This is a genomic window from Bifidobacterium choloepi, from assembly GCF_010667615.1.
Taxonomy (GTDB): Bacteria; Actinomycetota; Actinomycetes; order Actinomycetales; family Bifidobacteriaceae; genus Bifidobacterium; species Bifidobacterium choloepi.
Map to the genome: position 1 here is coordinate 292,068 of NZ_VYSG01000003.1, position 25,224 is coordinate 317,291.

The 25,224-nt window shown below is 67.7% G+C and carries 15 protein-coding genes and 1 rRNA gene; 11 read left to right on the forward strand and 5 right to left on the reverse strand.

All coding sequences use genetic code 11. The features are described from left to right. Window positions 1-60 precede the first annotated feature (60 nt). The 4 genes from F6S87_RS07590 to F6S87_RS07605 all read left to right on the forward strand — a co-directional run bounded on the left by F6S87_RS07590 (window position 61) and on the right by F6S87_RS07605 (window position 6,257). On the forward strand, window positions 61-1,671 hold the full coding sequence (locus tag F6S87_RS07590) for a diaminopimelate decarboxylase family protein (protein WP_163228041.1): 1,611 nt from the start codon (window positions 61-63) through the stop codon (window positions 1,669-1,671). A gap of 396 nt (window positions 1,672-2,067) precedes the next feature. Continuing rightward, entirely contained in the window at window positions 2,068-3,381 is a 1,314-nt protein-coding gene (locus F6S87_RS07595) for a homoserine dehydrogenase (protein WP_163228042.1), read from the forward strand. Between the two features lie 199 nt (window positions 3,382-3,580). Then, a complete protein-coding gene (locus tag F6S87_RS07600; RefSeq protein WP_163228043.1) occupies window positions 3,581-4,672 on the forward strand; it encodes a homoserine kinase in 1,092 nt (363 codons plus the stop codon). A 79-nt stretch (window positions 4,673-4,751) separates the two neighbouring features. Continuing rightward, window positions 4,752-6,257 carry a Maf family protein gene (locus F6S87_RS07605; RefSeq protein ID WP_163228044.1) on the forward strand — a complete coding sequence of 502 codons (1,506 nt, stop codon included), beginning with the start codon at window positions 4,752-4,754 and terminating at the stop codon, window positions 6,255-6,257. Window positions 6,258-6,320: 63 nt separating this feature from the next. Here the strand turns inward: F6S87_RS07605 and F6S87_RS07610 are convergent, their stop codons facing one another. Together F6S87_RS07610 and F6S87_RS07615 are read right to left on the reverse strand one after the other, a co-directional pair. Then, window positions 6,321-7,433, reverse strand: a complete 1,113-nt coding sequence (locus tag F6S87_RS07610; protein ID WP_163228045.1) for a LacI family DNA-binding transcriptional regulator — start codon at window positions 7,431-7,433, stop codon at window positions 6,321-6,323. Window positions 7,434-7,679: 246 nt separating this feature from the next. Beyond that, a complete protein-coding gene (locus F6S87_RS07615) occupies window positions 7,680-9,560 on the reverse strand; it encodes an AMP-dependent synthetase/ligase (RefSeq protein WP_163228046.1) in 1,881 nt (626 codons plus the stop codon). Between the two features lie 371 nt (window positions 9,561-9,931). Between F6S87_RS07615 and F6S87_RS07620 the strand changes: the two genes are divergently transcribed. Beyond that, window positions 9,932-14,014, forward strand: a complete 4,083-nt coding sequence (locus tag F6S87_RS07620) for an ABC transporter ATP-binding protein/permease (RefSeq protein ID WP_163228047.1) — start codon at window positions 9,932-9,934, stop codon at window positions 14,012-14,014. A 35-nt stretch (window positions 14,015-14,049) separates the two neighbouring features. On the opposite strand, the gene F6S87_RS07625 is transcribed toward F6S87_RS07620, so the two are convergent. Next, on the reverse strand, window positions 14,050-14,901 hold the full coding sequence (locus F6S87_RS07625; RefSeq protein WP_163228048.1) for an aldo/keto reductase: 852 nt from the start codon (window positions 14,899-14,901) through the stop codon (window positions 14,050-14,052). Window positions 14,902-15,051: 150 nt separating this feature from the next. Between F6S87_RS07625 and F6S87_RS07630 the strand changes: the two genes are divergently transcribed. Then, window positions 15,052-15,801 (forward strand): HNH endonuclease family protein, encoded by a 750-nt coding sequence (locus tag F6S87_RS07630; protein ID WP_163228049.1) that lies wholly within the window; start codon window positions 15,052-15,054, stop codon window positions 15,799-15,801. Between the two features lie 168 nt (window positions 15,802-15,969). Then, window positions 15,970-17,355 carry a CHAP domain-containing protein gene (locus F6S87_RS08985; protein ID WP_231129443.1) on the forward strand — a complete coding sequence of 462 codons (1,386 nt, stop codon included), beginning with the start codon at window positions 15,970-15,972 and terminating at the stop codon, window positions 17,353-17,355. Between the two features lie 107 nt (window positions 17,356-17,462). Here F6S87_RS08985 and F6S87_RS07640 read toward each other — a convergent pair whose 3' ends face one another. Together F6S87_RS07640 and F6S87_RS08790 are read right to left on the reverse strand one after the other, a co-directional pair. Beyond that, window positions 17,463-19,157 carry an MDR family MFS transporter gene (locus F6S87_RS07640; protein ID WP_163228050.1) on the reverse strand — a complete coding sequence of 565 codons (1,695 nt, stop codon included), beginning with the start codon at window positions 19,155-19,157 and terminating at the stop codon, window positions 17,463-17,465. 183 nt (window positions 19,158-19,340) lie between these two features. Then, window positions 19,341-20,003 carry a hypothetical protein gene (locus F6S87_RS08790; protein ID WP_231129444.1) on the reverse strand — a complete coding sequence of 221 codons (663 nt, stop codon included), beginning with the start codon at window positions 20,001-20,003 and terminating at the stop codon, window positions 19,341-19,343. 319 nt (window positions 20,004-20,322) lie between these two features. Here F6S87_RS08790 and F6S87_RS07650 point away from each other — a divergent pair, with 319 nt between their 5' ends. The 4 genes from F6S87_RS07650 to F6S87_RS07665 all read left to right on the forward strand — a co-directional run. Then, window positions 20,323-21,066 carry a hypothetical protein gene (locus F6S87_RS07650; RefSeq protein WP_163228051.1) on the forward strand — a complete coding sequence of 248 codons (744 nt, stop codon included), beginning with the start codon at window positions 20,323-20,325 and terminating at the stop codon, window positions 21,064-21,066. 252 nt (window positions 21,067-21,318) lie between these two features. Further along, window positions 21,319-23,901, forward strand: coding sequence for a sensor histidine kinase (locus tag F6S87_RS07655; protein ID WP_163228052.1), 2,583 nt, complete (start codon window positions 21,319-21,321; stop codon window positions 23,899-23,901). Next, on the forward strand, window positions 23,888-24,625 hold the full coding sequence (locus F6S87_RS07660; RefSeq protein ID WP_163228053.1) for a response regulator: 738 nt from the start codon (window positions 23,888-23,890) through the stop codon (window positions 24,623-24,625). The genes F6S87_RS07655 and F6S87_RS07660 overlap by 14 nt, the downstream gene beginning before the upstream one ends. A gap of 525 nt (window positions 24,626-25,150) precedes the next feature. Next, window positions 25,151-25,224: ribosomal RNA gene (locus F6S87_RS07665) — 16S ribosomal RNA — on the forward strand; the annotation flags it as partial.

Sequence of the window (25,224 nt, forward strand, 5' to 3'; positions counted from 1 at the left end):
ACTTCGCTTCGCTCGTCTCGTCGACTCCCTCCAAGGAGGGAGTCGGGAAAGGATCTTCCCATGACTCCCATCTGGCCTGAAGCGACCGCCGTCAACGAACGCGGCCAGCTGACGTTTCACGGTATCCCGGCGGCCGACCTGCTCGACGAGTTCGGCTCGCCGCTCTACGTCATCGACACCGACGAGGTGCGCCGGCGCGCCGCGCATTTCGTGCGCGCCGCCGCCGACGCCTTCCACAACGCGACGACGCACGTCAGCTACGCCGGCAAGGCGTTTCTGAGCCGCGAAATCGTGCGGATCGTCACCGAGGAGGGCATGTTCGTCGACACCTGCACGCTCGGCGAGATGAAGATCGCGCTCGCCGCCGGCGTGCCGGGCCGCCGCCTCGTGCTGCACGGCAACAACAAGTCGGACGAGGAAATCGAGCTCGCCATCCGGGAAGGCTTCGCGAAGATCGTCGTCGATTCTCCCGACGAACCCAAACGCATCGCCGCGATCGCCCGGAAAGTCGGCAAGCGCGCCCGCGTCATGCTGCGCGTCACGTCCGGCATCCACGCCGGCGGCCACGAGTTCGTCTCGACGGCCCACGAGGACCAGAAATTCGGCGTCTCGCTGCTGCCGGCCGGCGCCGATCCGGACGTCATCGACTCGATCTGGGACGATTCGTCCGCCGTCACGCCCGCCTCGACGAACGTATTTGTTGTCGAGAAGCGAGGCGGAGACGCGTCGGAAGAATCGTCCAGTCCGAACGATTCGAACGATTCGTCCCGTCACGACATCCGCTACCCGTACGACCTCGCCGCCGTCGACATCTCCGATGCCGACCGCGCGCTTGCCGCGGCGATCCAGACGGTCGCCGACGGTCCGGCAATCGGCGTGCTCAAGTCGATCGCGCGGCTGTCCGGCGACCTCGAACTCGTCGGCATCCACTCGCACATCGGCTCGAACATCCACGACGCCGACGCGTTCATCCGCGCCGCGCGCCGCATGATGCTGCTGCGCAAGACGTTCTACGCGACGAACGGCGTCACGCTGCCGGAAGTCGATCTCGGCGGCGGCTACTCGGTCGCCTACACCGACGGCGAGGACTCGATGGACATCGACGCCGAGCTGGACCGCCTCGCCGCCGCCGTGCGCGACGCGAACCGCATGCTCGGCATGCCGGTGCCGGTCATCTCGTTCGAGCCGGGCCGCTGGATCGTCGCGCCGGCCGGCGTCACGCTGTACCGCGTCGGCACCGTCAAGCCCGTCCGGCTCGGCGGCGACAAGACGAACCCGTTCACCGGCGAGCCGGTTACCGAACGCGTGTATGTGTCCGTCGACGGCGGCATGAGCGACAACATTCGCCCGGCGCTGTACGGCGCGGCGTACACGGCGCGGCTTGCGAATCGTAACGATGTGAACGATTCGTCCGCCGATGTGCTGTGCCGCGTCGTCGGCATGCACTGCGAGTCCGGCGACATCGTCGTCAACGACGTCATGCTGCCGGCCGACATCCGTCGCGGCGACATCCTCGCCGTCCCGGTGACCGGCGCCTACGGCCGCACGATGGCCAGCAACTACAACCAGGCGCTGATCCCTGCCGTCGTCGCCGTCAGTCACGACGGCGCCCACGTCATGCTCCGCCGCCAGACGATCGGGGACCTGCTGGGCTACGACGTCAGCGAGTAGTCCAATTCCCAAGCGCCCTGGAAGGGAGCTGTCGGCGAAGCCGACTGAGGGTCGACCGCACGTCGTCGCGAAGCGACGCGTGCGCGCTGGAACTGGAAGCGTTCTACGGGACTCTTCCAGTTCCAGCGCGCTCTCGCCGCCTTCGGCGGCATCGGCGGTCGACCCTCAGCCTCGCTTCGCTCGGCAGCTCCCGGAGAAGCCGCAAACGCTCGCTTACTCGCGTTTGCATATTCCAGCGGCGGGCGCCAGGGAGCTCTCGCCGGTCACTTTCGTGACCAATGTCTCTTCTCGCATATCCGACGTGCGGCCCCCGTCCGAGCATTCCATCCCGTACAATCGGCACTACATGATTCCGGTTGGAGACGCCGGCTGGACGCACGAAAGGACTGAAGGACCGTGGCACTGACTGAAGACACTCCGATTCGCGTGGGACTGCTGGGCGCCGGCACCGTCGGCTCGCAGACGGCACGGCTGCTCGTCGAGCAGAAGGACGAACTCGCGCAGCGCATCGGCCGGCCGATCGAGCTGTCCGGCGTCGCCTGCCTCGATCCCGACGAAGTCGACTTCCCGTGGATCGACAAGTCGCTGCTGACGAGCGACACGATGTCGGTCGTCAGGGGTGCCGACATCGTCGTCGAGCTGATCGGCGGCACCGGCGTCGCCCGCACGTTCGTGCTCGCCGCCCTCGAGCAGGGATCGTCCGTCGTCACGGCGAACAAGGCGCTGCTCGCGAAGTACGGCGCAGAACTCTATAAGGCGGCCGCCGACCACGACGCCGACATCTACTTCGAGGCGGCCGTCGGCGGCGCCATCCCGATCGTCCGTCCGCTGCGCGAGTCGCTCGTCGGCGACCAGGTCGAGTCGATGCTCGGCATCGTCAACGGCACGACGAACTACATCCTCGACGAAATGACGACGAAGGGCCTCGATTTCGACGTCGTGCTCAGGGAAGCGCAGGCGAAGGGCTACGCCGAGGCCGATCCGACCGGCGACATCGAGGGCCACGACGCCGCGAACAAGGCCGCGATCATGGCCACGCTCGCATACCACACCAACGTCACGATCGACGACGTCACCGTCGAGGGCATCACGCACATCGAGGCCGCCGACATCGCCGCGGCGACGGCGGAAGGCAAGGTCATCAAGCTGCTCGCCGTCGTCGACAGGAACGATTCCGGCGTCTCCGCCCGCGTCTACCCGGCGCTGATCCGCCAGGAGCATCCGCTCGCCAGCGTGCACGAATCGTTCAACGCCATCTTCCTCAAGGCGAAGTACGCCGACGACCTGATGTTCTACGGCCGCGGCGCCGGCGGCGCGCCGACCGCCTCCGCCGTCGTCGGCGACATCGTCACCGTCGCCCGGCACATCGCCGCGCACACGACCGGCCCGCAGATCTCGACGTACAACGACCTGCCGATCGCGCCGCTGTCCTCCGAAAAGGCGAGCTTCGCCGTGCGCTTCATGATCCACGACAAGCCGGGCGTGCTGTACAAGGTCGCCAAGGTCTTCGCCGACCACGGCGTCTCGATCAACGGCATCAACCAGGACCTCGAGCGCTCGAAGACCGACCCGGGCTACGACGGCGAGCTGCAGCAGCTGCGCCTGACGACGCACGAAACCGACGAGGAGACGCTGCGCGCCACGCTCGCCGACGTCTTCGAACTCGACTGCGTCGCCGGCGGCCCCTCCATCCTCCGCGTCATCGACTAGTTGCAACCCGACTCCCTCTTCAGAGGGAGTCGCTGAGCGGCGAATGCCGCGAAGCGGTGGGAGTTCGCGAGTCCGCTGGAACGCGCGTTTCATTGACGACTGCCTGTTCCAGCGGACTTGCGAACTCCCACCGACTCGGCTTCGCCTCGTCGACTCCCTCCAGGGAGGGAGTCGTTATCTGCTTAGGAAGAGATTTTCCATGACTAACGCACTTCCCGTCTGCTGCACCGTCCATGTCCGCGTGCCGGCGACGTCGGCGAACCTCGGCTCCGGCTTCGACGCCGCCGGCCTCGCGCTCGAGTATTTCGACGAGCTCACGTTCACGTGGAACGGCGACCTGGACGATTCGTCCGCCATCGTCGCCATCCACGGCGAAGGCGAGGACACGCTGCCGCGCGACGGGCGACACCTCGTCGTCAAGACGTTCCGCACGGCCTGCAAGGCGTTCGGCCTGCCGAAGCTCGGCTTCGCGCTGGAAGCCGAGAACCGCATCCCGCAGGCGCGCGGCATGGGCTCATCCGCCGAGGCGATCGTCGCCGGCGTCGCGGCGGCCGCCGCGTTCGCCGGCCTCGGCGACACGGACGTGGCCGGCACCGATTGCGCCGCCGGTTTCGGCACCAGTTTCGACGTCGACCGCGACGCCGTCTTCGCGCTGGCCGCCGGGCTCGAGGGCCATCCCGACAACGTCGCGCCGGCCGTCTACGGCAGCATGACGGTCTCGTGGAACCGCGCCGGCGAGGACACCGTGCTCGTGCAGGACTACAGCGCCGAGACCGGCGAGCCGGACGGCACGGCGACCGAGCCGCTGGACCCCGGCTTCCGCACCGTCAACTACGCTGTCGCGGACACGCTGCGCGCCACCGTCTTCGTGCCGGACTTCGAGCTGTCGACCGAGAAGGCGCGTCATGCGCTGCCGTCCGGCGTGCCGTTCGCCGACGCGACGTTCAACCTCGCCCGCTCGGCGATGCTGCCGGCCGCCGTCAATCCGGCCGTCACGACCGGCGACGATCCGAACCTCGCCAACGCGCTGCTGTTCGACGCGCTCGACGACAAGCTGCACCAGCCCTACCGCCTGCCGCTGATGGAACCGACGGCCCGGCTCGTGGCCCGGCTGCGTGCCGCAGGCTTCGCCGCCAGCGTCTCCGGTGCCGGTCCCTGCGCACTCGTCCTGGCCCACGGCGATCTCGACGCCGCCATCGACGACGCCGCCGCGCCGGCATTGTCGAACGGTCACTGGAAGGTTCTCCACCTCCCGGTCAACCGCACCGGTGTCCAGGTATCCATCCGGTAGGAGCCCGCTGAAGGGGAGCTTCTCACGGGCATGTTGCACCTGCCGCTCAATCGCGCCGGCTGCGGTACAGTAAGACGGTATGAGCATTCCACTGATTCTTGCCTCCCAGTCGCCGGCGCGCCGCAACGTGCTGTTCGCGGCCGGCATCTGCCCGACCATCCACGTCTCGCATGTCGACGAGGACGCCGTGCTCGCGCAGGTCGCCGCCGACGAGGGAAAGACCCTCGCCGATCTCGATGTCGAGACGCGCGTGACGAACCTCGCCGTCGCGAAGGCCGTCGCCGTCTACGAGGCGATGAAGGACATCGTCGCCACGTCGCGGGACGCCACCGGCACCTGCGTGGCCGGCTATCCGCTGCGGGCCACGACTTCCGCCGCCGAATCGTGCCCGGAAGATTTGCACGATTCTTCCGACAAGCCTTCTGCGCCCGCCAAGCCGCTGCCGCACCTGCCGAAGTTCTCCGACGCGACCGACGGCGAGGAGGAGCCGGCCGGCGCCGTCGCGAGGACGCGCGACTTCTCCGGCGTCGACGTGCCGACCGAGTCCGAACCGATCCGGGACAGCGTTGCCGGACAGCGGGGCCTCGCGAATGGCGAGCAGGGCCCGCTGATCCTTGGCTGTGACTCGCTGTTCCTGATGGACGGCGAATGCTACGGCAAGCCGCACAGCCCCGACGTCGCGCGCGAACGCATCCGGAACATGCGCGGCAAGTCCGGCGAACTGTGGACGGGTCACTGCCTCATCGACATGAAGACCGGCGCGATGGCGGCCGGCACGAGCGTCGCCGAGATCACGTTCGGCGATGTTTCCGACGCCGAAATCGACGCATACATCGCGACCGGCGAGCCGCTGGAAGTCGCCGGATCGTTCACGCTCGACGGCTTCGGCGGCGCGTTCATCGACACGATTTCCGGCGATCCGTCCGGCATCATCGGCCTGTCGCTGCCGCTGGCGCGACAGCTGACGGCCGAGCTCGGCTACGAGTGGACCGACCTGTGGAACGTCGCGCGCGCCGACCAGACGCCGGCCGAACACGCCGACAGCAAGGGCGTCGTGACGAATATCCAGCCGCCCGAGGCGAACATCCACCAGCCCGGCGACGGCTGGATCGACTGCAACTGCGGACGGCGACACTGGGGCACGAACGGCGCGTCCGGCGTGCTGCTGGCGCGGCGCGATCCGGTCAGCGGCGACGTCACCGACGTCGTCATGCAGCACCGCGCAATCTGGAGCGCCGAGGGCGGCACCTGGGGCATTCCCGGCGGCGCGACCGCCGACGGCGAGAACGCGATCGAGGGCGCGCTGCGCGAGGCGTACGAAGAGGCGAACATCACGCCGCAGGACATCGAGGTCGTGGGCTCCTACCGCGAAGACCACGGCAACTGGGCGTACACGACGGTGTTCGCGTTCGAGAAGCCGGGCCACGAGGTCCATCCGAAGCCGAACGACGACGAGAGCGAGGACATCGAGTGGGTGCCGATCGACGAGGTGCCCGACCGCAAGCTGCTGACGGCGATGAAGACCGACTGGCCGAAGTTCGCCCGCCGTCTGCGCGAGCTCGCCGCCGAACACAAGGGAGAGTAGTAGGACCCTTCCCGGATGTCATGAACCCGGGCTGCAAGCCCGGGTTCATGACACTGAAGACCCCTAGAAACTGCCGGCCGTTCCGAGCGACCTGCGCTGCACCACGTCCATTGGAATCAGGCCGACTCCGTGCCGCGAGATCGAGAACGCATGCTCCGGCCCCTCGCCGAGCAGGAACAGCGTCTCGGTCATCGCGGCGGCACCGAGCCGCTCGAAGTCGGGATGGACCGTCGTCAGCGGAGGCGTCAGGTCGGCCATCGCCGGCAAGTCGTCGAAGCCGACGACGGAGACGTCCTGCGGCACACGCACGCCGTGCTCGTGCAGCGCCCGCAGCACGCCGACGGCCATGTTGTCGTTCGCGCACACCACGCAGCTTGGCGGACGACCGCCGTTGCGGCCGATGTTCTCGAGCACGTGATTCATCTTGCGGTACGATTCGCCCGAATCCCACGTCTGGCACTGCACCGTCACCGTGTTGACGGACAGCGACGCGCAGGCGCGGTTCCAGCCTTCCAGCCTCGTGCAGGCGTCACGCCAGTCGCGCGGGCCGGCGAAGTAGAGCACGCGCCGGTGGCCGCGGCCGGCGACGAGCCGCGCGACCTCCTGCATGGCACCCCACTGGTCGTTGCCGACGATCGAGACGCGGCGGCGCTGCTCGGCCGTGAGCAGCCGCGTGGCCTCCTCGGCGCTCATCGCGCCGTGCGTCGACGTCAGGATGATGCGCGGCTGGCGCACCGGCACGCGGATCGCCGCCTCGAACATCTCGTCGGTCGGCGCGATGACGATGAACGCGTCGACGTTCTGCTCCTCGAACCTGCGGCACAGTCCCGCGTATTCGTCGACGTCGACGCTCGCCTCCGGCAGCAGCATGACCGACGTGTACAGCCGGTGGGCGCGCGCCGACTCCTCGATCGCCGCCATCGCCGAGACCGGTCCGAAGAAATGGTGGCCACCGGCGATCAGGCCGATCGTATGCGAACGCTGCGAGGCGAGCGACCTCGCCGAATTGCTCGGCAGGTAGCCGAGCTCGTCGATCGCCGCCTGCACCTTCGCCCTCGTCTTCGGGGCGACGTCCGGCGAATCGTTGATCACCCTGCTCACCGTCTGGTGGCTGACGCCGGCCAGCTTCGCCACCTCGAACATCGACGGCCGCTTGCCGTCCCGCCTGCCTGCCATACGAACCTGCCGTTTCTGTATCCCCGTGAACCCTAACGGCCTATTCTAGGACGATTCGTCCGCACCTGCCCATCCTGTTCTGGAATGAAACGATTTGTCCCCGCGTCCCTTCCTGATGGCATAAGAAGAAGCCCCCTGGAAGGGGGCTGCCGAGCGAAGCGAGGCTGAGAGTCGACGCGAACGCATGGCGTTCGCCGGTTGCGAGGTGGAGGGCGGAGCCCTCCGGCGAGCGACCGATGTCGTCCGTTACCGCTTGCCGGTGTAGATCCTGTTGGCGATGTCGCCGGCGAAGACGCGGTTGACGGCGGGACGCACGACCTTCATCGACGGCGTCAGGCACTTGTTCTCGGCCGAGAAGTGATCGGTCAGCACGATGAACTTGCGCACCGACTCGGCGCGGGACACCTCGGCGTTCGCGCGGTCGACGTACTTCTGGATCTCGGCGGCGACCTCGGGCAGCGCGGCGGCCTGCGCGACCGTCAGGTCGGCCGGCAGCTTCTGCGTCGGCAGCCAGTGTTCGAGGCCTTCCTCGTCCAGCGTCACGACGGCGCCGATGAACGGCTTGTTGTCGCCGACGACGACGGCGTGCTCGACAATCGGGCACTTCGAGATTTCCTGCTCCATCGGGATCGGCGAGACGTTCTTGCCGCCGGCCGTGATGATGATGTCCTTGGCGCGGCCGGTCAGCCGCAGGTGGCCGTTGTCGTCGATCGACGCGAGGTCGCCGGTGCGCAGCCAGCCGTCCTCGGTGAACGCTTCCGCCGTCTTCTCCGGCAGGTTGTGGTAGCCCATGAAGACGTTCTGGCCGCGCACGAGCAGCTCGCCGTTGTCGGCGATCTTCACCGAGGATCCCGGCACCGGCTGGCCGACGGTGCCGATGACGTTGTCCTTGACGCGCGTGAACGCGAACGGGGCGGCCGTCTCGGTCAGGCCGTAGCCCTGGATCATCGTGATGCCGATGCCGTTGAAGAAGTGCGCGAGCGACGGATCCAGCGGAGCGCCGCCGCAGGCGAGGAACCTGATGCGCGGGCCGAACGCGGAGCGGATCGTGCGGTAGACGGCGGTCTCGTAGAGCGCATGCTCGGCGACCTGCTTCGCCGTCGGCTTCGTGACGCCGGCGGCTTCCGGTCCGGTCAGTGCCTCGTCGTCGCCGTTGTCGCGGGCGACGAGCGCGGCGTCCCGGATGCGCGACCAGTCGCGTGCCGCGTCGGCGGCATGCAGGAAGATGCGGCCCTTGACGCCGGCGCCGGCCTTGCGGGACGCCGCGTTGTAGACCTTCTCGAAGACGCGCGGGACGGCCATGATGAACGTCGGCTCGAACGAGTTCATGTCGACGAGGAGGGACTTGGTGTCCGGCAGATAGCCGACGACGCCGTCTTCGGAATTGATGGCAAAGTACTGGACGAACCGCGCGAAGCAGTGGGCGAGCGGCAGGAACAGCATGAGCCGCGGATGGTCCTCGAGCATCTCGGGCACGCAGGCCGCGGCGGCGCGCGTGATCGAGACGAAGTTGCGGTGCGACAGCTCGGCGCCCTTCGGCGTGCCGGTGGAACCGGACGTATACACGATGGTGGCCAGGTCGTCGGCGGTCACCGAGTCCATGCGTGCGGCCAGCTCCTCGTCGGAGACCATGACGCCGAGGCCCTTCAGCGCGTCGAGCGCGTTGGCGTCGAGCATCAGGATGCGCTCGAGCGAGCCGCAGCGGTCGAGGACCGAGTCGAGCCGGTCGAAGCGTTCCTGGTTGTCGGCGATGGCGAGCTTGACCGACGAATCGTTCAGGATCCGCTCGGCCTGCGCGGCCGAGTCGGTGTCGTAGATCGGCACGGTGACGGCGCCGATCGCCGCGAGCGCGAAGTCGAGGATGCCCCATTCGAGCCTCGTCGCGGAGAAGATCGAGACGGCGTCGCCCTTCGCGATGCCGAACGCGATGAGGCCCTTCGCGACGGCGAGCACGGCGTCGTTGAACTCGCCGGTCGTCATCGGCTCCCATTCGCCGGGGCCGGTCTTCTGTTCGGCGATGACAGTGTCCGGGCCGCTCCTGGCCAGCCTGTCGGTCAGCAGCGAGTAGATCGTCTCGTCGTCGCGCAGCGTCAGCGCGGCGCCGGGCATCGTGAATTCAGTCAGCATTATCGTCCGTTCCAATCCATTTTGTCGGAAGAATCGTTCCCCACGCCCGTCAGTCACTGGCGTGGCTCGTCAAACGTCGCCTATCGTAACCGAAGCGCGCCGGCCGTCACATTGTGCGAACCGACAACGTTGGAAAGAGCCCCTTGGAGTCTTCCGACAAAACGGCTACGTTACCGTAACCGTCGGCGCCGTTCCTGCCGGTCATCGCGACGGAAAACAGGCAGGAAGCCGGTAACCGTAAGCGGTCGGCTCAAGTGCGCGGCGATTCAGGCAACGTTCAGCGAACCACGCGTAGATTGGACTGACAGTGGGGCAGAGGCGGCCATGCCGACGCCGGCCGCCCGCGACAGGGGAATTGAAGGAGCGTCCACATGTTCGACAAACGACTATTCACGCTGGTACCCGGATTGCGGCGCCGTGTGGCCGCGAAGGTCGCCTGCATGTGGGTGAACCTGCTCGCGAACATCGCGCTGGTCTTTGCGCTCGTCTCGCTGCTCGGCTTCCTGCTGATGGCCGCCGACACGCACACGCCGAAGCTCGCCGTCTGCATCCCGACCGTCTCCGGCGGCAAGCGCGCCTGCCTCGACCTTAACGCGCTCGCCAACGCGTTCTGGCCGATGACCGGCGACGCGAAGACGATCTGGGCGACCTACTGGCCCGGCCAGGTCATCTGGACCTACGTCCTCATCTTCGCGTGCCTGGCGCTTGTTAAGTTCCTCGCCACGCGCGCCTCGGCCCGCTTCGGCACGACGGCCGCCGAAATGGTCAAGCTGCACCTGCGCGAGGCGCTCTACCGCAAGGTCCTGTCGCTCGGCCCGTCATACTCGCAGCGCGTCAGGACGGCCGCCGTCGTCCAGTCGGCCGGCGAGGGCATCGACCAGATCCAGAGCTTCTACGAACTTTTCCTGCCGCAGCTGTTCTACGCCATCCTCGCGCCGCTCACGCTGTTCTGCGTCGTCGCGCCGATCAACATGCCGACCGCCGTCGTGCTGCTCGTCTGCGCGCCGCTCATCGTCGTCATCGTCGGCCTCGTCGCGATGTCGGCGGCACGCGTGTTCAAGCAGTACTGGGGCAAGTACACCGACATGGGCTCGCTGTTCCTCGACGACCTGCAGGGCCTCGAGACGCTGAAGAACTTCGACGCCGACCAGGACGCCGCCGACAAGATGGACCGCGAGGCCGAGGGCTTCCGCGAGATGACGATGAAGGTGCTGCAGATCCAGCTGCGCTCGCTGACGGCGATGGACGTCGTCGCGTACGGCGGCGCGGCGGCCGGCATCTGCACGGCCGTCTGGCAGTACCTCCACGGCGGCGCCACGCACCTGCACCTCGCATTCGGCACGTTCGCGTACATGAACGGCCCGCTGCTGACCGTCGCCGGCGTGCTCGTCGTCATCCTGCTGTCGGCCGACTTCTTCATTCCGCTGCGCCAGCTCGGCTCGTATTTCCACGTCGCGATGAACGGCATGACGTCGACGAAGCGCATCTTCACCGTGCTCGACGCGCCGGAACCGGAACGCGGCACCGTCACGCTGCCGGCTTCGGACACGTCGCTCGGCCTGAACATCCTCGGTCTCGGCTATTCGTACGCCGACGTCGCGTCGGAAACCGGCGACACCGGCTCGGCTGCCGACGTCAAGGCCACCGAGCATCCGCAGGCGGCGGCGTCGCCGATCGCCGCGTCGGTCCAGACGGAGGAGTCGGTCCCGCTGGCGCTGAAGGACATCACGTTCAGCGCCCGCCCCGGCACGCTGACGGCGATCGTCGGCAAGTCGGGTTCCGGCAAGACGACGTTCGCCGGCATCCTCGCCGGCTCGCTGACCGGCTACCGCGGCCTTGTCTCGCTCGAGGCCGAACCGGACGGATCGTCCTCCACTACTTCCAATAATCCGAACGATTCGCACGATTCTTCCGACTCCGCCGACCCGTACGCCGCCGGCCGCTCCTACGAACTGGGCAACCTGACCGCCGAATCGCTGTCGCGCGCCGTCTCCGTCGTCGGCGCCACGAGCCGGCTGTTCTCCGGCACGCTGCGCGACAACCTGCAGATGGCGAAGCCCGGCGCGACCGACGCCGAGATGATGGCGGCGCTCGGGGCCGCGCACATCGACGGCTTCGTCGACAGCCACAAGGACGGCCTCGACATGGCGATCGAGGAGGACGCCGCCAACCTGTCCGGCGGCCAGCGCCAGCGCATCGCGATCGCGCGGGCGCTGCTGCACGATTCTCCCGTCATGATCTTCGACGAGGTCACGTCGTCGGTCGACGTCGACAGCGAGGCGATGATCCTCGACACGATCCGCGCGCTCGCCGTCCGCAAGACCGTCCTGCTCATCACGCACCGCCTCGCCAACGCCGAGCACGCCGACCAGGTCGTCGTCTTCGACCACGGCACCGCCGTCGAACAGGGCACGCACGACGAGCTCATGGCACAGGACGGCCTGTACCGCACGATGTACGAGGCGCAGCAGACGGTGGAGAACGTCGGCCGCGCCGACGGCGAAGGCCTCGTCTACGGCACGGCGATCGCGAACAACAGCTTCGACGCCGTCGTCAACGCGGCGAAGGCGAACGCCGCGAACGCGGCGAAGACGCAGCAGAACGGCGCGAATCGTGCCGACATCGACACTGCCAACGCCGCCGACGGCGATCACGCCGCCGCCGGGGACACCGACGCGATGTCGAACCGCGAGGTCGTCACCCGCCTGCTCGGCGAAGTCGGCCCGCTGCGCGGCCGCATGGCGCTCGCCTGCCTGTTCGGCATCATCGGCCACCTCGCCGCGACGATGCTGCCGGTGTTCGGCGTCGTCATGATCTTCGAGGCGACCGGTAACAAGGTCTGGGGCATGGGCATGTCGATGGCGCTGTTCCTGATCATCGCCTGCGCGCTGATCCGCGGCTTCATGCGCTACGCCGAACAGTACATGAACCACAACGTCGCGTTCCGGCTGCTCGCGCTGTTCCGCCACAAGGCGTTCGCCGCGTTGCGCCGCCTCGCCCCCGGCAAGCTCGAGGAGCGCGGCAAGGGCGACATGATCGGCCTCGTGACGACCGACGTCGAACTGCTCGAGATCTTCTTCGCCCACACCATCTCGCCGATCGTCATCGCCGTGACGACCGCCATCCTCTACATTGTCGTCGCGCTCGCGCTGTTCAACTGGGGCATCGCCGTGCTGATGATCGTCGCCTACCTCGTCATCGGCGTGCTGCTGCCCGCGCTGTTCGCCGCGTCGCTCAAGCGCGTCGGCGGCCGCATCCGCGGCGAATCGGCGCTGCTCAACGACCAGATGCTCGAGGACATGCGCGGCCTCGACGAGATCATCCACTTCGGCCAGGGCGAGAGCCGGCTCGCCGGCATCGTCGCCAAGTCGAAGGCGCTGATGGCCGACCGCTTCCGCCTGTCCGACCGCGACGGCGCGTTCGCCGGCCTCGGCAACGTGCTCGTCATCGCCTTCTCGGCGATCGCCGCGTTCGTCACCGTCGCCACCGCGATCGGTGACCCGACGAACATCGCGTTCGACATCGCCGCGTTCGTCCTGTTCGTCTCGTCGTTCGGCCCGGTGCTTGCGCTGAGCGCGCTGCCGGCCAACCTGACGCAGACATTCGCCGCCGCCCGCCGCCTGTTCGCGCTGATGGACGAGGCGCCGGCCGTCGAGGAGAACGGCACGGCCACGCCGAAGTACGACGGCATGACGATGCACCAGGTCACGTTCCGCTACACCTCCGACGAGGACGGCGATGCGCTCGCCGACCGCGAACGCGAGCTGTCCGGCATGGCCGCGATGGCCGCCGACCCGATCGCGACGATGCAGCGGCGCCGCCACGGCATCGGCCTCAACCGCGACCGCGGCGACGTGACCGGCGCCGTCCTCGACAACTTCTCGCTCGACGTGCCGGTGCGCGGCATCCTCGGCCTGCAGGGTCCGTCCGGCCGTGGCAAGTCGACGATGCTCAAGCTCCTGATGCGCTACTGGGATCCGCAGTCCGGCGTCGTGTTCCTGTCCGATAAGAGCCTGCCCGAAGTCGACGCGCACACGCGCCGCCACGTCCAGGCGATGATGGGGCAGGAGACCTACCTGTTCGACGGCACCGTGCGCGAGAACCTGCTGCTCGCCGACGGCGGCGCCGACGACGAGCAGCTCTGGAAGGCGCTGGTGCTCGCCAACGCGAAGGAACTCGTCGAGTCGCTGCCCGGCGGTCTCGACGCCCGCGTCGGCGAACTCGGCGGCCGCCTGTCCGAAGGCGAGCGCCAGCGGCTGGGCCTGGCCCGCGTGTTCCTGCGCAACGCCGACCTGCTGCTGCTCGACGAACCGACGAGCCGTCTCGACGCCCTGAACGAGGCCTTCATCCTCCAGTCCCTCAACGCCGTCGCCTCGAGCCGCCCCGTCGCCATCGTCCTGGTCAGCCACCGCCAGAGCACGATGCGCGTCTGCGACAAGGTCCTTCACGTCTGACGCCACTGATTGCGCCGGGAAAGTCCTCCGACAGATCAGGCGTACGAGAACGTGGCCGGGTCGTGGCCGGCGCGGACGGGGCCGTCGAGGGCGTCGATCGCGGCGTGCTCGTCGGGGGTCAGGGCGAAGCCGAACAGGTCGAGGTTCTCGCGCTGGCGGTCGGGATGGACCGACTTGGGGATGATGATCGTGCCGTTCTCGATGTGCCAGCGCAGGACGGCCTGGGCCGGCGAGACGCCGTGCGCCTCGGCGATGCGCCCGATCAGTCCGTCGCCGGCGGCGAGGTCGGCGCCGCGCGCCATCGGCGAGTCGGCCTCGACGGCGATGCCGTGCTCGCGGCAGAAATCGACGACGTCGCGCTGCTGCCATGTCGGGTGCAGCTCGATCTGGTTGACGGCCGGATAGTCGCCTGTCTCGTCGTGCAGCCGCTCGAGGTCGGACGGCATGAAATTGCACACGCCGAGCGTGCGCACGCGTCCCTCGTCGTGCAGCCGGCGGAACGCGCGCCACGTCTCCGGCGTGCGCCAGTCGAACGGCGTGGGCCAGTGGATCATGTACATGTCGACGTAGTCGAGCTGCAGCAGGCCGAGCTGCCGGTCGAAGGCCTTCAGGCACGAATCGTACCCCTGCTCCGAATCCTTGAGCTTCGTCGTGATCCAGAAACCGGCGCGACGTTCGCCGCGATTCACGCCGAGGTTCGCCAGCGCGCGGCCGACGCCGGCCTCGTTGTCGTAGCCGGCGGCACCGTCGATGTGCCGGTAGCCGAGGCCGATCGCCGATTCGACGACCGGCGTGACGCCATCGTCGTCGATCCTCAGCACGCCGAGGCCGACCTGCGGAATCCGGTTGCCGTCGTTGAGCTCGATGTCCGGAACGTCTGTCTGCATGTTGCCACCTTTCCTCGCCGGCCGCGGCCGGTGCGAACACAATGGTTCCATCATAGGGTCATGTGTCTCGGGATGTCACGAATCCGGGCGCCCGGTTTGGGTTCGCGACATCCCGGGAAATGCTGCACGGAAACGCTATGCTGGTGGGTCATGGGGAGAAGATCGAACAGCTATTTCCGCCGGCGCCGGCGGCGCAACCGCCTGGGGGAACGTATCGTCGCATTGATCGTCGCCGCCGTGCTGCTCGGCGTGACGGCCGGCACATGGCTGCCGAAGGTCTCGACGACGGTCGCGCGGGTGACCGGCCAGTACGCGGCGACCGGCACGGCGGCCGAGACGCTGCAGAAGCTCGTCGTCGACGACGATCCGGACGCCTCCGGCTACAGTCGCGACGTCTTCGGCTACCGGACGACCGACGACGACGGCAACGGCTGCGACGTGCGCGACGACGTGCTCGCCCGCGACCTGACCGACGTCGCCTACAAGTCTGGCAGCACCTGCGTCGTGCAGTCGGGAGTGCTGGACGATCCGTACACCGGAGCCGACATCCGTTTCACGCGCGGCCAGGCGACCAGTTCGGCCGTGCAGATCGACCACGTCGTCGCGCTGCAGAACGCGTGGCAGTCGGGCGCCCGCGACTGGGATTCTGCGAAGCTCGTCGAGTACGGCAACGACATGTACAACCTGCTCGCCGTCGACGGGACGGCCAACCAGGAGAAGGGTTCGGCGTCCGCCGCCTACTGGCTGCCGACGAACGGCGACTTCCGCTGCGAATACGTGGCGCTGCAGATCGGCGTCAAGGACAAGTATTCGCTGACCGTCACGAGCGCCGAGAAGGACGCGATGCTCTCGGTCCTCCACGGCTGCCCCGCGCAGGAGATTCCGGCGGACAATTCCTGATGCCGTGACGGCGACAGGACGCCGGGGAGCAGCCGAACGTCGGCGACAATCCACACAGGATGGCCACCTATTGCCCGGACACAATCCCTATGCTTGAATAAGAGACCCCCGATAGTACCCGAGCAGTACGTTCAGTCACCGACGATTGAATGGAAAGGTGCCCCCGTCATGACGAATGCTTCGCACGCCGGAACGACCGGCCCGGCATCCGCCCTCCGCACGCCGGCCATGCGGAGAAAGTCCGCATGCCTCGCGGCCGTCGTGGCCGTCGCCACGCCGTTCCTGTTCGCCACGCCGGCCACGGCGGCGCACGTCGCCGCCACGCACGGCGACGCCGACATGGCCGCCGTCGCCGGCACCGCGGCCGTCGACGGCAACATCGTCGCCGACGAGTCGTCCCCGGCGTCAGTCTTTGCCCGGGTCTTCCAGCGCAAGCTGCAGGAGAACGTCTTCCAGCTTGTCGACGATCCGGCGTTTGCCGACGCGAACGCCGCCTCCGCCGGCGAGGAGCCGCTGCGTTCCTCCGCCGTCGAGGGCGGCGTCGATCCCGACTACAACCCGTTCTCCGCCGAGGCGATCGAGGACAGCCAGCAGCCCGGGCAGCCGTCCACGATCGTCACGGCCGAGGGTACCGTCCTCGCGAATCCTTCCGTCGAGACGGTCGCCACCGACAACGACGGCGACTGGGGACTGGGGGAGTCGGACGACGTCGAGACCGGCGAACTCGTCGTCGTGCTGCGTCCGCAGGCGGCCGTCGTCGAGACAGCCGGCGGCGTCGCGTGCCGCGTCGAGACGACGGCGATGCTCGAGCAGGTCGTCTTCCACGAACTTGCCGACGCCACCGATGAACTGCGCACGCTCGTCGGCGAATGGGAACGCTTCGACTTCGGCCAGGAGAATCTCAAGGAAGCAAGCGACGAGGAGGCGGCGCTGCTCGCGCTGCCGACCTGCCAGGAGCAGATCGACCTCGCCGAGGCGGTCGCCATCGCCGCCGCCGAAGCCGCCCGGGCCGCCGATGAAGCTGGCGGCGAGTCCGCCGACAGTGAGGATTCGTCCGGCACTACCGGCGAGTCGTCGGCATCGTCATTGAACGATTCGTCCGCCCTGTCTTCCATCCGCGTCTCGATCGCGATGGCCGGCCCGTTCGCGTCGGCCGACGACATCGACTGGTCCGTCGTCTCCAGTCCGGCCAACGATCCTCTGCTGTGGGCCGGCAACACGGCGCCGTACGGCCAGTGCACGTGGTGGGCCTACGAACGGCGTGTCCAGCTCGGCCTGCCGATCGGCTCGACGTTCGGCAACGGCAGGGACTGGGCCAACACGGCCCGTGCCCGCGGCTACAGTGTCTCGAACACGCCGACCGTCGGCGCCGTCATCGTCTTCCAGCCCGGCCAGGCCGGCGCCGACGGCACGTACGGCCACGTCGGCATCGTCGAATCCATCGACGCCGCCGGCAACGTGACGATCTCCGAATCGAACGTCGCCGGCCTCGGCGCCATCTCGTTCCGCACGTTCAGTGCCGCCCAGGCCTCGCTGTTCCAGTATGTCCACTGAGCGAAAAGCGCCCTGGAAAGGAGCTGGCGGCGTAGCTGCCTGAGGGTCGACCGCCGATGTCGCCGAAGGCGACGAGAGCACGCTGGAAGGCGCCCTCGAGGAGGACGTCACTCGTGCACGTGACGGACACGCGACAGCGCGTGCCTTGCGGCGTCGCGGGCAGAGCCGGCACCGGAGCCGTGGACGCCGAAGACGACCATCAGCACCATGCCGAAGCAGATGACGGCGCTGATCCTGAGCGCCCAGCGAATGCCGAGGATGTTGGCCATCAGCGCGCCCGGACCGTCGAAGCCCATCGACTGCTGGTAGTAGACGGTGATCGTCGACATGATGAGGATCAGCACCGGCGCGCCGATCGCGCCGGCGATCTGGCGCACCGTGTTCGTCACGGCCGAGCCCGCGGACACCTGCTTCGCCTCGAGGCAGTTGAGCGACCACGTCGTCACCGGCATCAGCACGAAGCCGACGCCGCCTTGGCGGATGAACTGGCATACCGAAATCCACCAGATCGACGATGTCGTCGACATCATCGTGCTCATCAACACGGTGGCGAAGAACAGCAGCGTCGTGCCGACCATCGCGACCGGTCGCGCGCCGAACCTGTCGAGCGCCCGGCCGCCGAAGTACTGCGCAATCGCCTGGCCAATCGCGCCCGGCAGCATGACGAGGCCCGAAATCGTCGCCGTGTAGCCGCGGCAATCCTGGATGTACAGCGGCAGCAGCACCGTCAGCGAGCTGAACGAGAAGAACGACATCGCCGCGATGATCGTGCCGATCGTGAACGACTTGTTCTTCATCACCGACACGTTGAGCAGTGCCGGCTGCGACGATTCGCCCGACTCGTAGCGGCGCGTCGTCTTCTTCTGGCGCACGATGAACCACACGATGCCGGCGACGCCGACGACCATCGGCGCCCAGACGATCGGCGAGACGAACGAATACGACTGGATGTTCGTGAAGCCGTACATCAGGCCGCCGAAGCCGATGACCGACAGCGCGACCGAGAAGAAGTCGGCGCGGGCCATCTTGTCCGACGCGCCGAAGTTGCGCAGGCCGAAGAACGCCAGCACCAGAGCGATGACGCCCAGCACCGACAGCGACATGAAGATCGAGCGCCAGCCGTTCATGTCGGTCTGCAGGCCGCCGATCGTCGGGCCGATGGCCGGTGCGACCGACATGGCCATGCCGACGGTGCCCATCGCCATGCCGCGCTTGTCGAGCGGGAAGATCGAGAAGACGGTGATCTGCAGCACCGGCCACATGACGCCGGTGCCGATGGCTTCCAGCAGTCGTCCGCACAGCACGAGCGGGAACACCGGCGCCACCCACGCGAACAGCGAGCCGATCGTGAACACCGTCATCGACGTCAGCACGATCTGTCGCGTCGTGAATCGGCGGGTGAAGAACGCCGTCAGCGGCACCATGACGCCCATCGTCAGCTGGAAGATCGACGTCAGCCACTGGCCGGTCGTCACGGTGATGCCGAATTCGGACACGATCGTCGGCAGCGCGGCGGACAGCTGCAGCTGGGTGAAGTTGCCGATGAACGTGATCATCGTCATGACGGCGAGGGAAATGAACGCGACGTGCGTCAGGTGGCCGTCGCGGTAGCTCTGCTCGCGGTCCAGCGAGCGACCAAGATAATGGATGCGGCCGCGCAGGCCCGGCTCGGTCGGCCCGGTCGGCTGCTCGGGCGCCGGCTCGTCGTGGTGAACGTCCCTCGTGTACGGACGATCGGCGGCGACGATGGATGATCGATGTTGTTCGTTCTCTTCTGGTTCTTCTCGTGATTCGGTTGACATGGTCGTTCTTTCTCAACGGTGTGGCGGCGTCCGTCGGACGTCCTCGCCGTGCCGCGCCCGCTCTCCATTCCGGGCCCCCGGCACACAAATGCAAGGGCGCCGGCCTTCCGTCCGGAAGACCGCCGCCCCTTGTCGTCGACCTGAATCAGTCCTTGTTCGCGCCGCTCCGGCGCGTGATCGCATTTACCTGGTCGACGGAAACTCCTCTGTGGTGGCTTTCAGCTCGCCAGTTTCTTCCTGCCCGCGGACAGATTCGGCGTCGTTGTCCGCCGTTTCGGCTTCGGAACTCGCCTCGCCGGTCGTGTCTTCGCCGTCGACTGAATTTTCGAACGATTCGTCCTCCGATTCGTCCGCCGTGTCGTCCCGCGAATCCCGGCCGGAATCACCGGAAGAATCGTCCTCGCCGTTGTCGGACGATCCGGCGTCGTCCGGCGAGTACTCGACGACGTTGAGCACGGCGATGCCTTCAGGCGTCTTGATGAACACGTTCGCCTTGCCGCCGATTTCCTCGAGGCCCTCGAGCAGGTGCGCGATCGGCTCGGTGTCGAGCACCGGCAGCACCTGGGCGACGCCGTCGTCGTCGATGACGCGCAGCGTCTCGTCGAGCTCGCCGGTCGACAGGATCTTGTCGATGTGCTGCTCGAACTCGGCGAGCTCCGCTGCCTGCGGGTCGTTGTCCGCGGTGGTGTCGGCAGTCGCCAGTTCGTCGGCGACGGTGGCCGGGAACGCCGTGGTGACGGCGTCGGCCGATGCGGTGGCCGACGGCGCCGCCGCCTGGTCGGCCGATTCGCCGTTGGATTCGTTCGCGGACTCGATGGACGATTCGGTGGTATTGGATTCCGCCATGTCATGTCTCCTTGTAGACGCGATCTCGGTACACTCGCATGTCTGGGTTGGCCAGCAGCCGAATGCCTCCATCTTAGTCAAGGTCCTGACAATTTGTCGAGCCGTGCAGTTCCCGCAATTCCCGGCTCCCGTGTGCCTTTCCGTCCAGATCGGGGGCAACCCCCTGCCTCGCTCCCGGGTACCGGTCCCCGTCACGGTCGCTTGTCCCGGTCTTCCCGGAGGTCGCGATCCCGTGCCCCGGTCACGGGATCGCGACCTCCGAATTTCCCCATTGCTCAACTGGCCCTCCGCCCCTGTCGCCCGGTGTATACCGGAAATCATGGCAAGGAAGAATCGTGCAGAAAACAGAGACAACCCGGCGAAGGGGAGCGTCGCCGACACCGTCATTCCCGCGAAGGTTCCGGCCGGCTTCGCGATCTCTACGGCCGTCTTCGCCGTGCTGCTGGTCGCGCTGATCGTCAGCTGCTTCGACGATTCGCAGACCTGCAGCGATGTCTTCGTCGAGCTGTCGGTGCTCGTGCTGTTCATCGCCGGCTTCTTCACGTCGACGAGGAAACTGCAGCTCGCCTACCTGCTGTTCGCGAACATCTACAACATCGTCTTCCTCGCGATCTTCGGCAAGGTCTTCTACGACAACTTCAACCAGGGGATCGGCATCCTGTTTCTCATCCAGATCATCTTCCTGTGCGTGAACCTCGTGCCGATCGTCATCCACCATCTCGCGCACCGCGACTTCTTCTTCATGTATCAGCGGCAGCTCATCTACCCGACGCTGTTCTTCACGTTCGTGCTGCTGAGCCGCCTGCCCGGCGGCGAGACGCTGATCGAGCAGGTCAGCCACGAGATCTTCTCGCTGATCATCTTCACGCAGTCGTTCGACCTGCTCGACTCGATTCACAAGATCGGCAAGGCCTACCACCTCGCCGCCTATCAGGACGGCAACGATTCGTCCGTTCCCGCCATTCCCGCTGCCGAAGCGCCTGCCGTTGCCGCTGCCACCGCGACCGACGCGACCGGCGACGATGACGACGATCCCGACAAGCCCGCCGCCCTCGAAGCCTGAGTTCCAACACCCCCGGGAAGCCTGACCTCCGACATCCCCTGGAAGGGGATCTCAAGTCGCATCCTGCTGGGCGATCGCGAGGCTGACCTCCAAATCCCCTGGAAGGGGATCGGCGAGGCGCAGCCGAGCCGAGGGGTCGACCGCGGCGAAGCCGCGCGCTGGAACGAAGCGTTTCGCATTTCCATGGCGACTGCGGTTCCTCCGCCGGAAGACGGATGGCGTGGCGGGAAGAATCGTGCCATAGTCGTCGACATGGCAACAACGGACACCACGCAAGCGACGGGAACCAGCGCCGCGTCGACCGTCCCGCCGACGCGCTTCACGAGGCTCGTCGGCTGGTTCCGCCGGCGCCCGCTCGTCGCCGACACGTTCGGCGCGCTGTCGCTGTTCGCGGTATGCGGGCTGATGTCCGACTCGACGATGGTCGGCCCCGGACTGCTGTTCCATGTCGGCGCCACGGGCATGCTGCTGTGGACCGTCGCGCTGTGCCTGCCGTTCGCCGCGCGCCGCCGGTGGCCGCGACTCGCCGCCATCGCCTTCATCGTCGTCGCCGCGCTGCAGATCGTCCTCGGGCCGGCGCTGCTGCCGGCCGACTTCGTTGCGCTGCCGATGCTGTTCTCGTCGATCGTCTACGGCCATCGCCGCCGCGCCCGCGGCTACGTCGCCGCCGCGTTCGTCCTCGTCGTGCTCGACGCCGCCGCGCTCACGTCGTCGGAAACGCTCGGACCGCTGCTGGCATGGAACGATCCGTCCATCATGCGTCACCTGCTCGCCATGGGCATGACGTCCGAAGAGGCCAACGCCACGCTGTACACCGCCTTCTGTTCGGGACTGCTCGACGGCTCGATGCGCGCCGCCGACTGCACCTACCCGTGGCGCGCCACGTTCCTGCTCTACCTTGCGCTGATGGCGGCGGTCGTCGGCTTCGTCTGCGTGCTCGGCTTCTGGCATCGCGCCCGCCGCCGCACCGTCGAGGCGCTGCGCGAACGCAACGCCGCGCTCGTCGCCCGCGACCGCGAGGCCGCCGAAGTCGCCGCCGAGGCCGAACGCGCGCGCATCGCCCGCGACATGCACGATGTCGTCGCCCACACGCTCTCGATCATCATCGTCCAGTCCGACGGCGGCCGCTACGCCGGCGTCGACGACGTCGCCGTCGCCCGCTCGACGATGGAGACGATCCGCCACGAAGCCGGCCGCGCCCTCGCCGACATGCAGCGCCTGCTCGGCGTCTTCTCCGACGACCGTCCCCGCGGCGACGACGATCGCGGCACCGCCGGCGGAAAACGGCGCGGCTACCGCGACATTCCCGCGCTCGTCGCCGAGAACCGGCTGCCGCGCCGCATGCGCACGATGACGGTCCGCCGTGTCGTCGACGGCACGCCGCGCCCCGACCGGCTATCCGGCGCGGCCGGCGAGGCTGCCTACCGGCTCGTCCAGGAAAGCCTGACGAACGCCCGCAAGTACGCCGGCGCCGGCGCGCACGTCGTCGTGAGCGAGACATGGGCGCCGACGTCGCTGACGATCGACGTGACCGACGACGGCCAGGGCGCCGCCGCCGCGCTCGACGGCCACCGCGCCGGCTACGGCCTGATCGGCATGCGCGAGCGCGTCGGTGCCGTCGGCGGCAGCGTGGCGGCCGGCCCCGGAGCCGCGGGCGGCTTCCGTGTGCGCGGATCGTTCCCGCTCGACAGCGGCGACCGGCAGCCCGGCGCAACGTCCGCCGGCCAGCGGACCGCCGCCGGCGCCGTGGCCGCCATCGCCGACGACTCGGCCGGCGACAACGACGGCCGCAAGTCCCGCACCGGCCGTTTCGTCGCCGCCGTCGAGCGCGTCTCGCTGGCCTGCCAGCGACACTACGTCGCCATCGACGTCGCCACGGCGCTGTTGCTGCTCGCCGTCTTCGGAGCCACGTCGCCGTTCTTCTCGTTCGACGGCGTCGACGTCGCGGTGCCGCTGCGCGTGCTGTTCTCCGCGCCGTTCGTCCTGCCGCTCGCCATTCGCCGCCGCTTCCCGCAGTCCTGCGCGGCGATCGTCGCCATATGGTCGGCGCTGTCGCTGTGCTGCATTCCGTACCTGCCGAGCTGCTGTTTCCTCGTCGTCGTCGCCGTCTACTCGGTCAGCCTCTACGGGCCGCCGTCGGCGAAACGCTGGATCTGGACGGCCGTCGTCGTCGACTCGCTGCTGTTCGGCGCCCGCTGCGCCACCGAACTGCTCGGCGTGCGCACGCTCGCCGGCCTCCTCGCCGGCGGCCTGCCGGCCGACGCGTCGGCGACCATGAACGACGCCGTCATCGGCGCCGTCGAATTCACGGCGACGGCATTCCTGTGGTGCGCGATCGCGATCCTGTTTGGCAGCTGGCGACGCGTCGGCGAGACGAACGCCCGGGTGCTCGCCGCGCGCGAGCAGGCGCTCGTCGAGGAGCAGCGCCAGCGCGCGAAAACGGCCGCCAACGACGAACGCCGCCGCATCGCCAACGAAATCCGCGAGGACGTCACCGGCACGCTCGGCCGCGTCGTCGACGAGGCCGACGCCGCGCTCGCGATGGTCGACGACGACCCCACGCCCGAGCGCATCTCGGCGGCGTTCGCCGACATCGGCCGCGAAGGCCGCGCGGCGCTCGCCCGCATGCGCGAGCTGCTCGCCGTCCTGAGAACGACCGGTCGCAGCGACGTCGACAATTCGGACGATTCGTCCGCCGGCGACCGGCACGAGCAGCCACGGCTGCGCCCCGCCGCCAGTCTGGACGAGCAGCTGCGCAACCGGCCTCGCGGGACTACAGTGGGGGAGAACACGGGGGATGAAGAAGGGAGCCGGGAACACCATGACCACGAGTGACTTCAATGGTGGCAGGACGAGCGGCGAGCCGATCCGCGTCGTCATCGCCGACGACCAGGAACTGGTCCGCGCCGGCTTCGCGATGGTCATCAACTCGCAGCCCGACATGCAGGTCGTCGGCCAGGCGTCCGACGGCGCCGAGGCCGTCGCGCTCGCCGACATGTTCCGGCCCGACGTCGTGCTGATGGACGTGCGCATGCCCGGCATGGACGGCATCGAGGCCACCCGGCAGATCACCGTGTCGAGCGACGACGTGCACGTGCTGATCCTGACGACGTTCGACCTTGACGAATACGTGATGGCCGCGCTGCGCGCCGGCGCCTCCGGCTTCCTGCTCAAGGACACGGAGCCCGAAACGCTGCTCGCGTCGATCCGCATCGTCGACCAGGGCAACGCGATCATCGCCCCGACCGCCACGAAGCGCCTGATCGAAACCCTCGTCGCCCGCGGCGACGGCGACGGTGCGGCAGGAACCGTGCAGGTCGTGCCGTCCAGCGAGACGCAGCCGTCCGTCTATCACGATCCGGAACTCGACCTGCTGACCGACCGCGAACGCGAGGTCCTCATCGAGATCGCCCACGGCCTGTCGAACCAGGAGATCGCCGACAAGCTGTTCGTCGGTCTGCCCACCGTCAAGACCCACGTCGCCCACATCCTCGCCAAGATCCACGCCCGCGACCGCGTCCAGGCCGTCGTCTTCGCCTACGAAAACCATCTGGTCTGAAATCTCGAATCCTTGGAAGGGGATTGGGGGAGCGGCGCGGACGGCAGGATTGCCGGCACCCGTCTTGAATCCCCTGGAAGGGGATCGGCGCGGCGCAGCCGAGCCGAGGGGTCGACCGCGGCGCAGCCGCGCGCTGGAACGTATTTGATGTCGGGAACGCGTCGGGAGCATTTCCGGCAAGTTGCGACACGCCGTGGAGGCGTTCTCCCGCGCGGGTTTCGGCATGCCCGGTTGCGGAAACTGGGCATCGAGTGTAAGTTTATCTCTTGCTGCCGCTGAGCCGCCCGGAACGACAAGGTTCCGATGGCATGGCTGGGCGCGTGGTGGTGGTTTGAGAACTCAAGAGCGTGTACTGTACTACTTCTTTATAGTCAAATGATTGCCAGTTCGGCCGTCGCTTTCCCTTCCGGAGAGTCCATTAGCGTGGTCAAAGACGGTCGAGGTTTTGTGTGCGTCTTCTTCCTGAAGAAGATGCTCGTCTTTTTTCTTTTTTGGAGCCGATTTGTTCGGCCCGAAGCAAGGTTTTTTGTGGAGGGTTCGATTCTGGCTCAGGATGAACGCTGGCGGCGTGCTTAACACATGCAAGTCGAACGGGATCC

Excerpts from the sequence above, each read along its gene's own strand:
- F6S87_RS07660 (WP_163228053.1), top strand. The coding sequence starts at position 23,888 with ATGACCACGAGTGACTTCAATGGTGGCAGGACGAGCGGCGAGCCGATC.
- F6S87_RS07620 (WP_163228047.1), top strand. The coding sequence starts at position 9,932 with ATGTTCGACAAACGACTATTCACGCTGGTACCCGGATTGCGGCGCCGT.
- F6S87_RS07615 (WP_163228046.1), bottom strand. The coding sequence starts at position 9,560 with ATGCTGACTGAATTCACGATGCCCGGCGCCGCGCTGACGCTGCGCGAC.
- F6S87_RS07590 (WP_163228041.1), top strand. The coding sequence starts at position 61 with ATGACTCCCATCTGGCCTGAAGCGACCGCCGTCAACGAACGCGGCCAG.
- F6S87_RS07625 (WP_163228048.1), bottom strand. The coding sequence starts at position 14,901 with ATGCAGACAGACGTTCCGGACATCGAGCTCAACGACGGCAACCGGATT.
- F6S87_RS07610 (WP_163228045.1), bottom strand. The coding sequence starts at position 7,433 with ATGGCAGGCAGGCGGGACGGCAAGCGGCCGTCGATGTTCGAGGTGGCG.
- F6S87_RS07605 (WP_163228044.1), top strand. The coding sequence starts at position 4,752 with ATGAGCATTCCACTGATTCTTGCCTCCCAGTCGCCGGCGCGCCGCAAC.
- F6S87_RS08985 (WP_231129443.1), top strand. The coding sequence starts at position 15,970 with ATGACGAATGCTTCGCACGCCGGAACGACCGGCCCGGCATCCGCCCTC.
- F6S87_RS07650 (WP_163228051.1), top strand. The coding sequence starts at position 20,323 with ATGGCAAGGAAGAATCGTGCAGAAAACAGAGACAACCCGGCGAAGGGG.
- F6S87_RS08790 (WP_231129444.1), bottom strand. The coding sequence starts at position 20,003 with ATGGCGGAATCCAATACCACCGAATCGTCCATCGAGTCCGCGAACGAA.
- F6S87_RS07655 (WP_163228052.1), top strand. The coding sequence starts at position 21,319 with ATGGCAACAACGGACACCACGCAAGCGACGGGAACCAGCGCCGCGTCG.
- F6S87_RS07600 (WP_163228043.1), top strand. The coding sequence starts at position 3,581 with ATGACTAACGCACTTCCCGTCTGCTGCACCGTCCATGTCCGCGTGCCG.
- F6S87_RS07630 (WP_163228049.1), top strand. The coding sequence starts at position 15,052 with ATGGGGAGAAGATCGAACAGCTATTTCCGCCGGCGCCGGCGGCGCAAC.
- F6S87_RS07640 (WP_163228050.1), bottom strand. The coding sequence starts at position 19,157 with ATGTCAACCGAATCACGAGAAGAACCAGAAGAGAACGAACAACATCGA.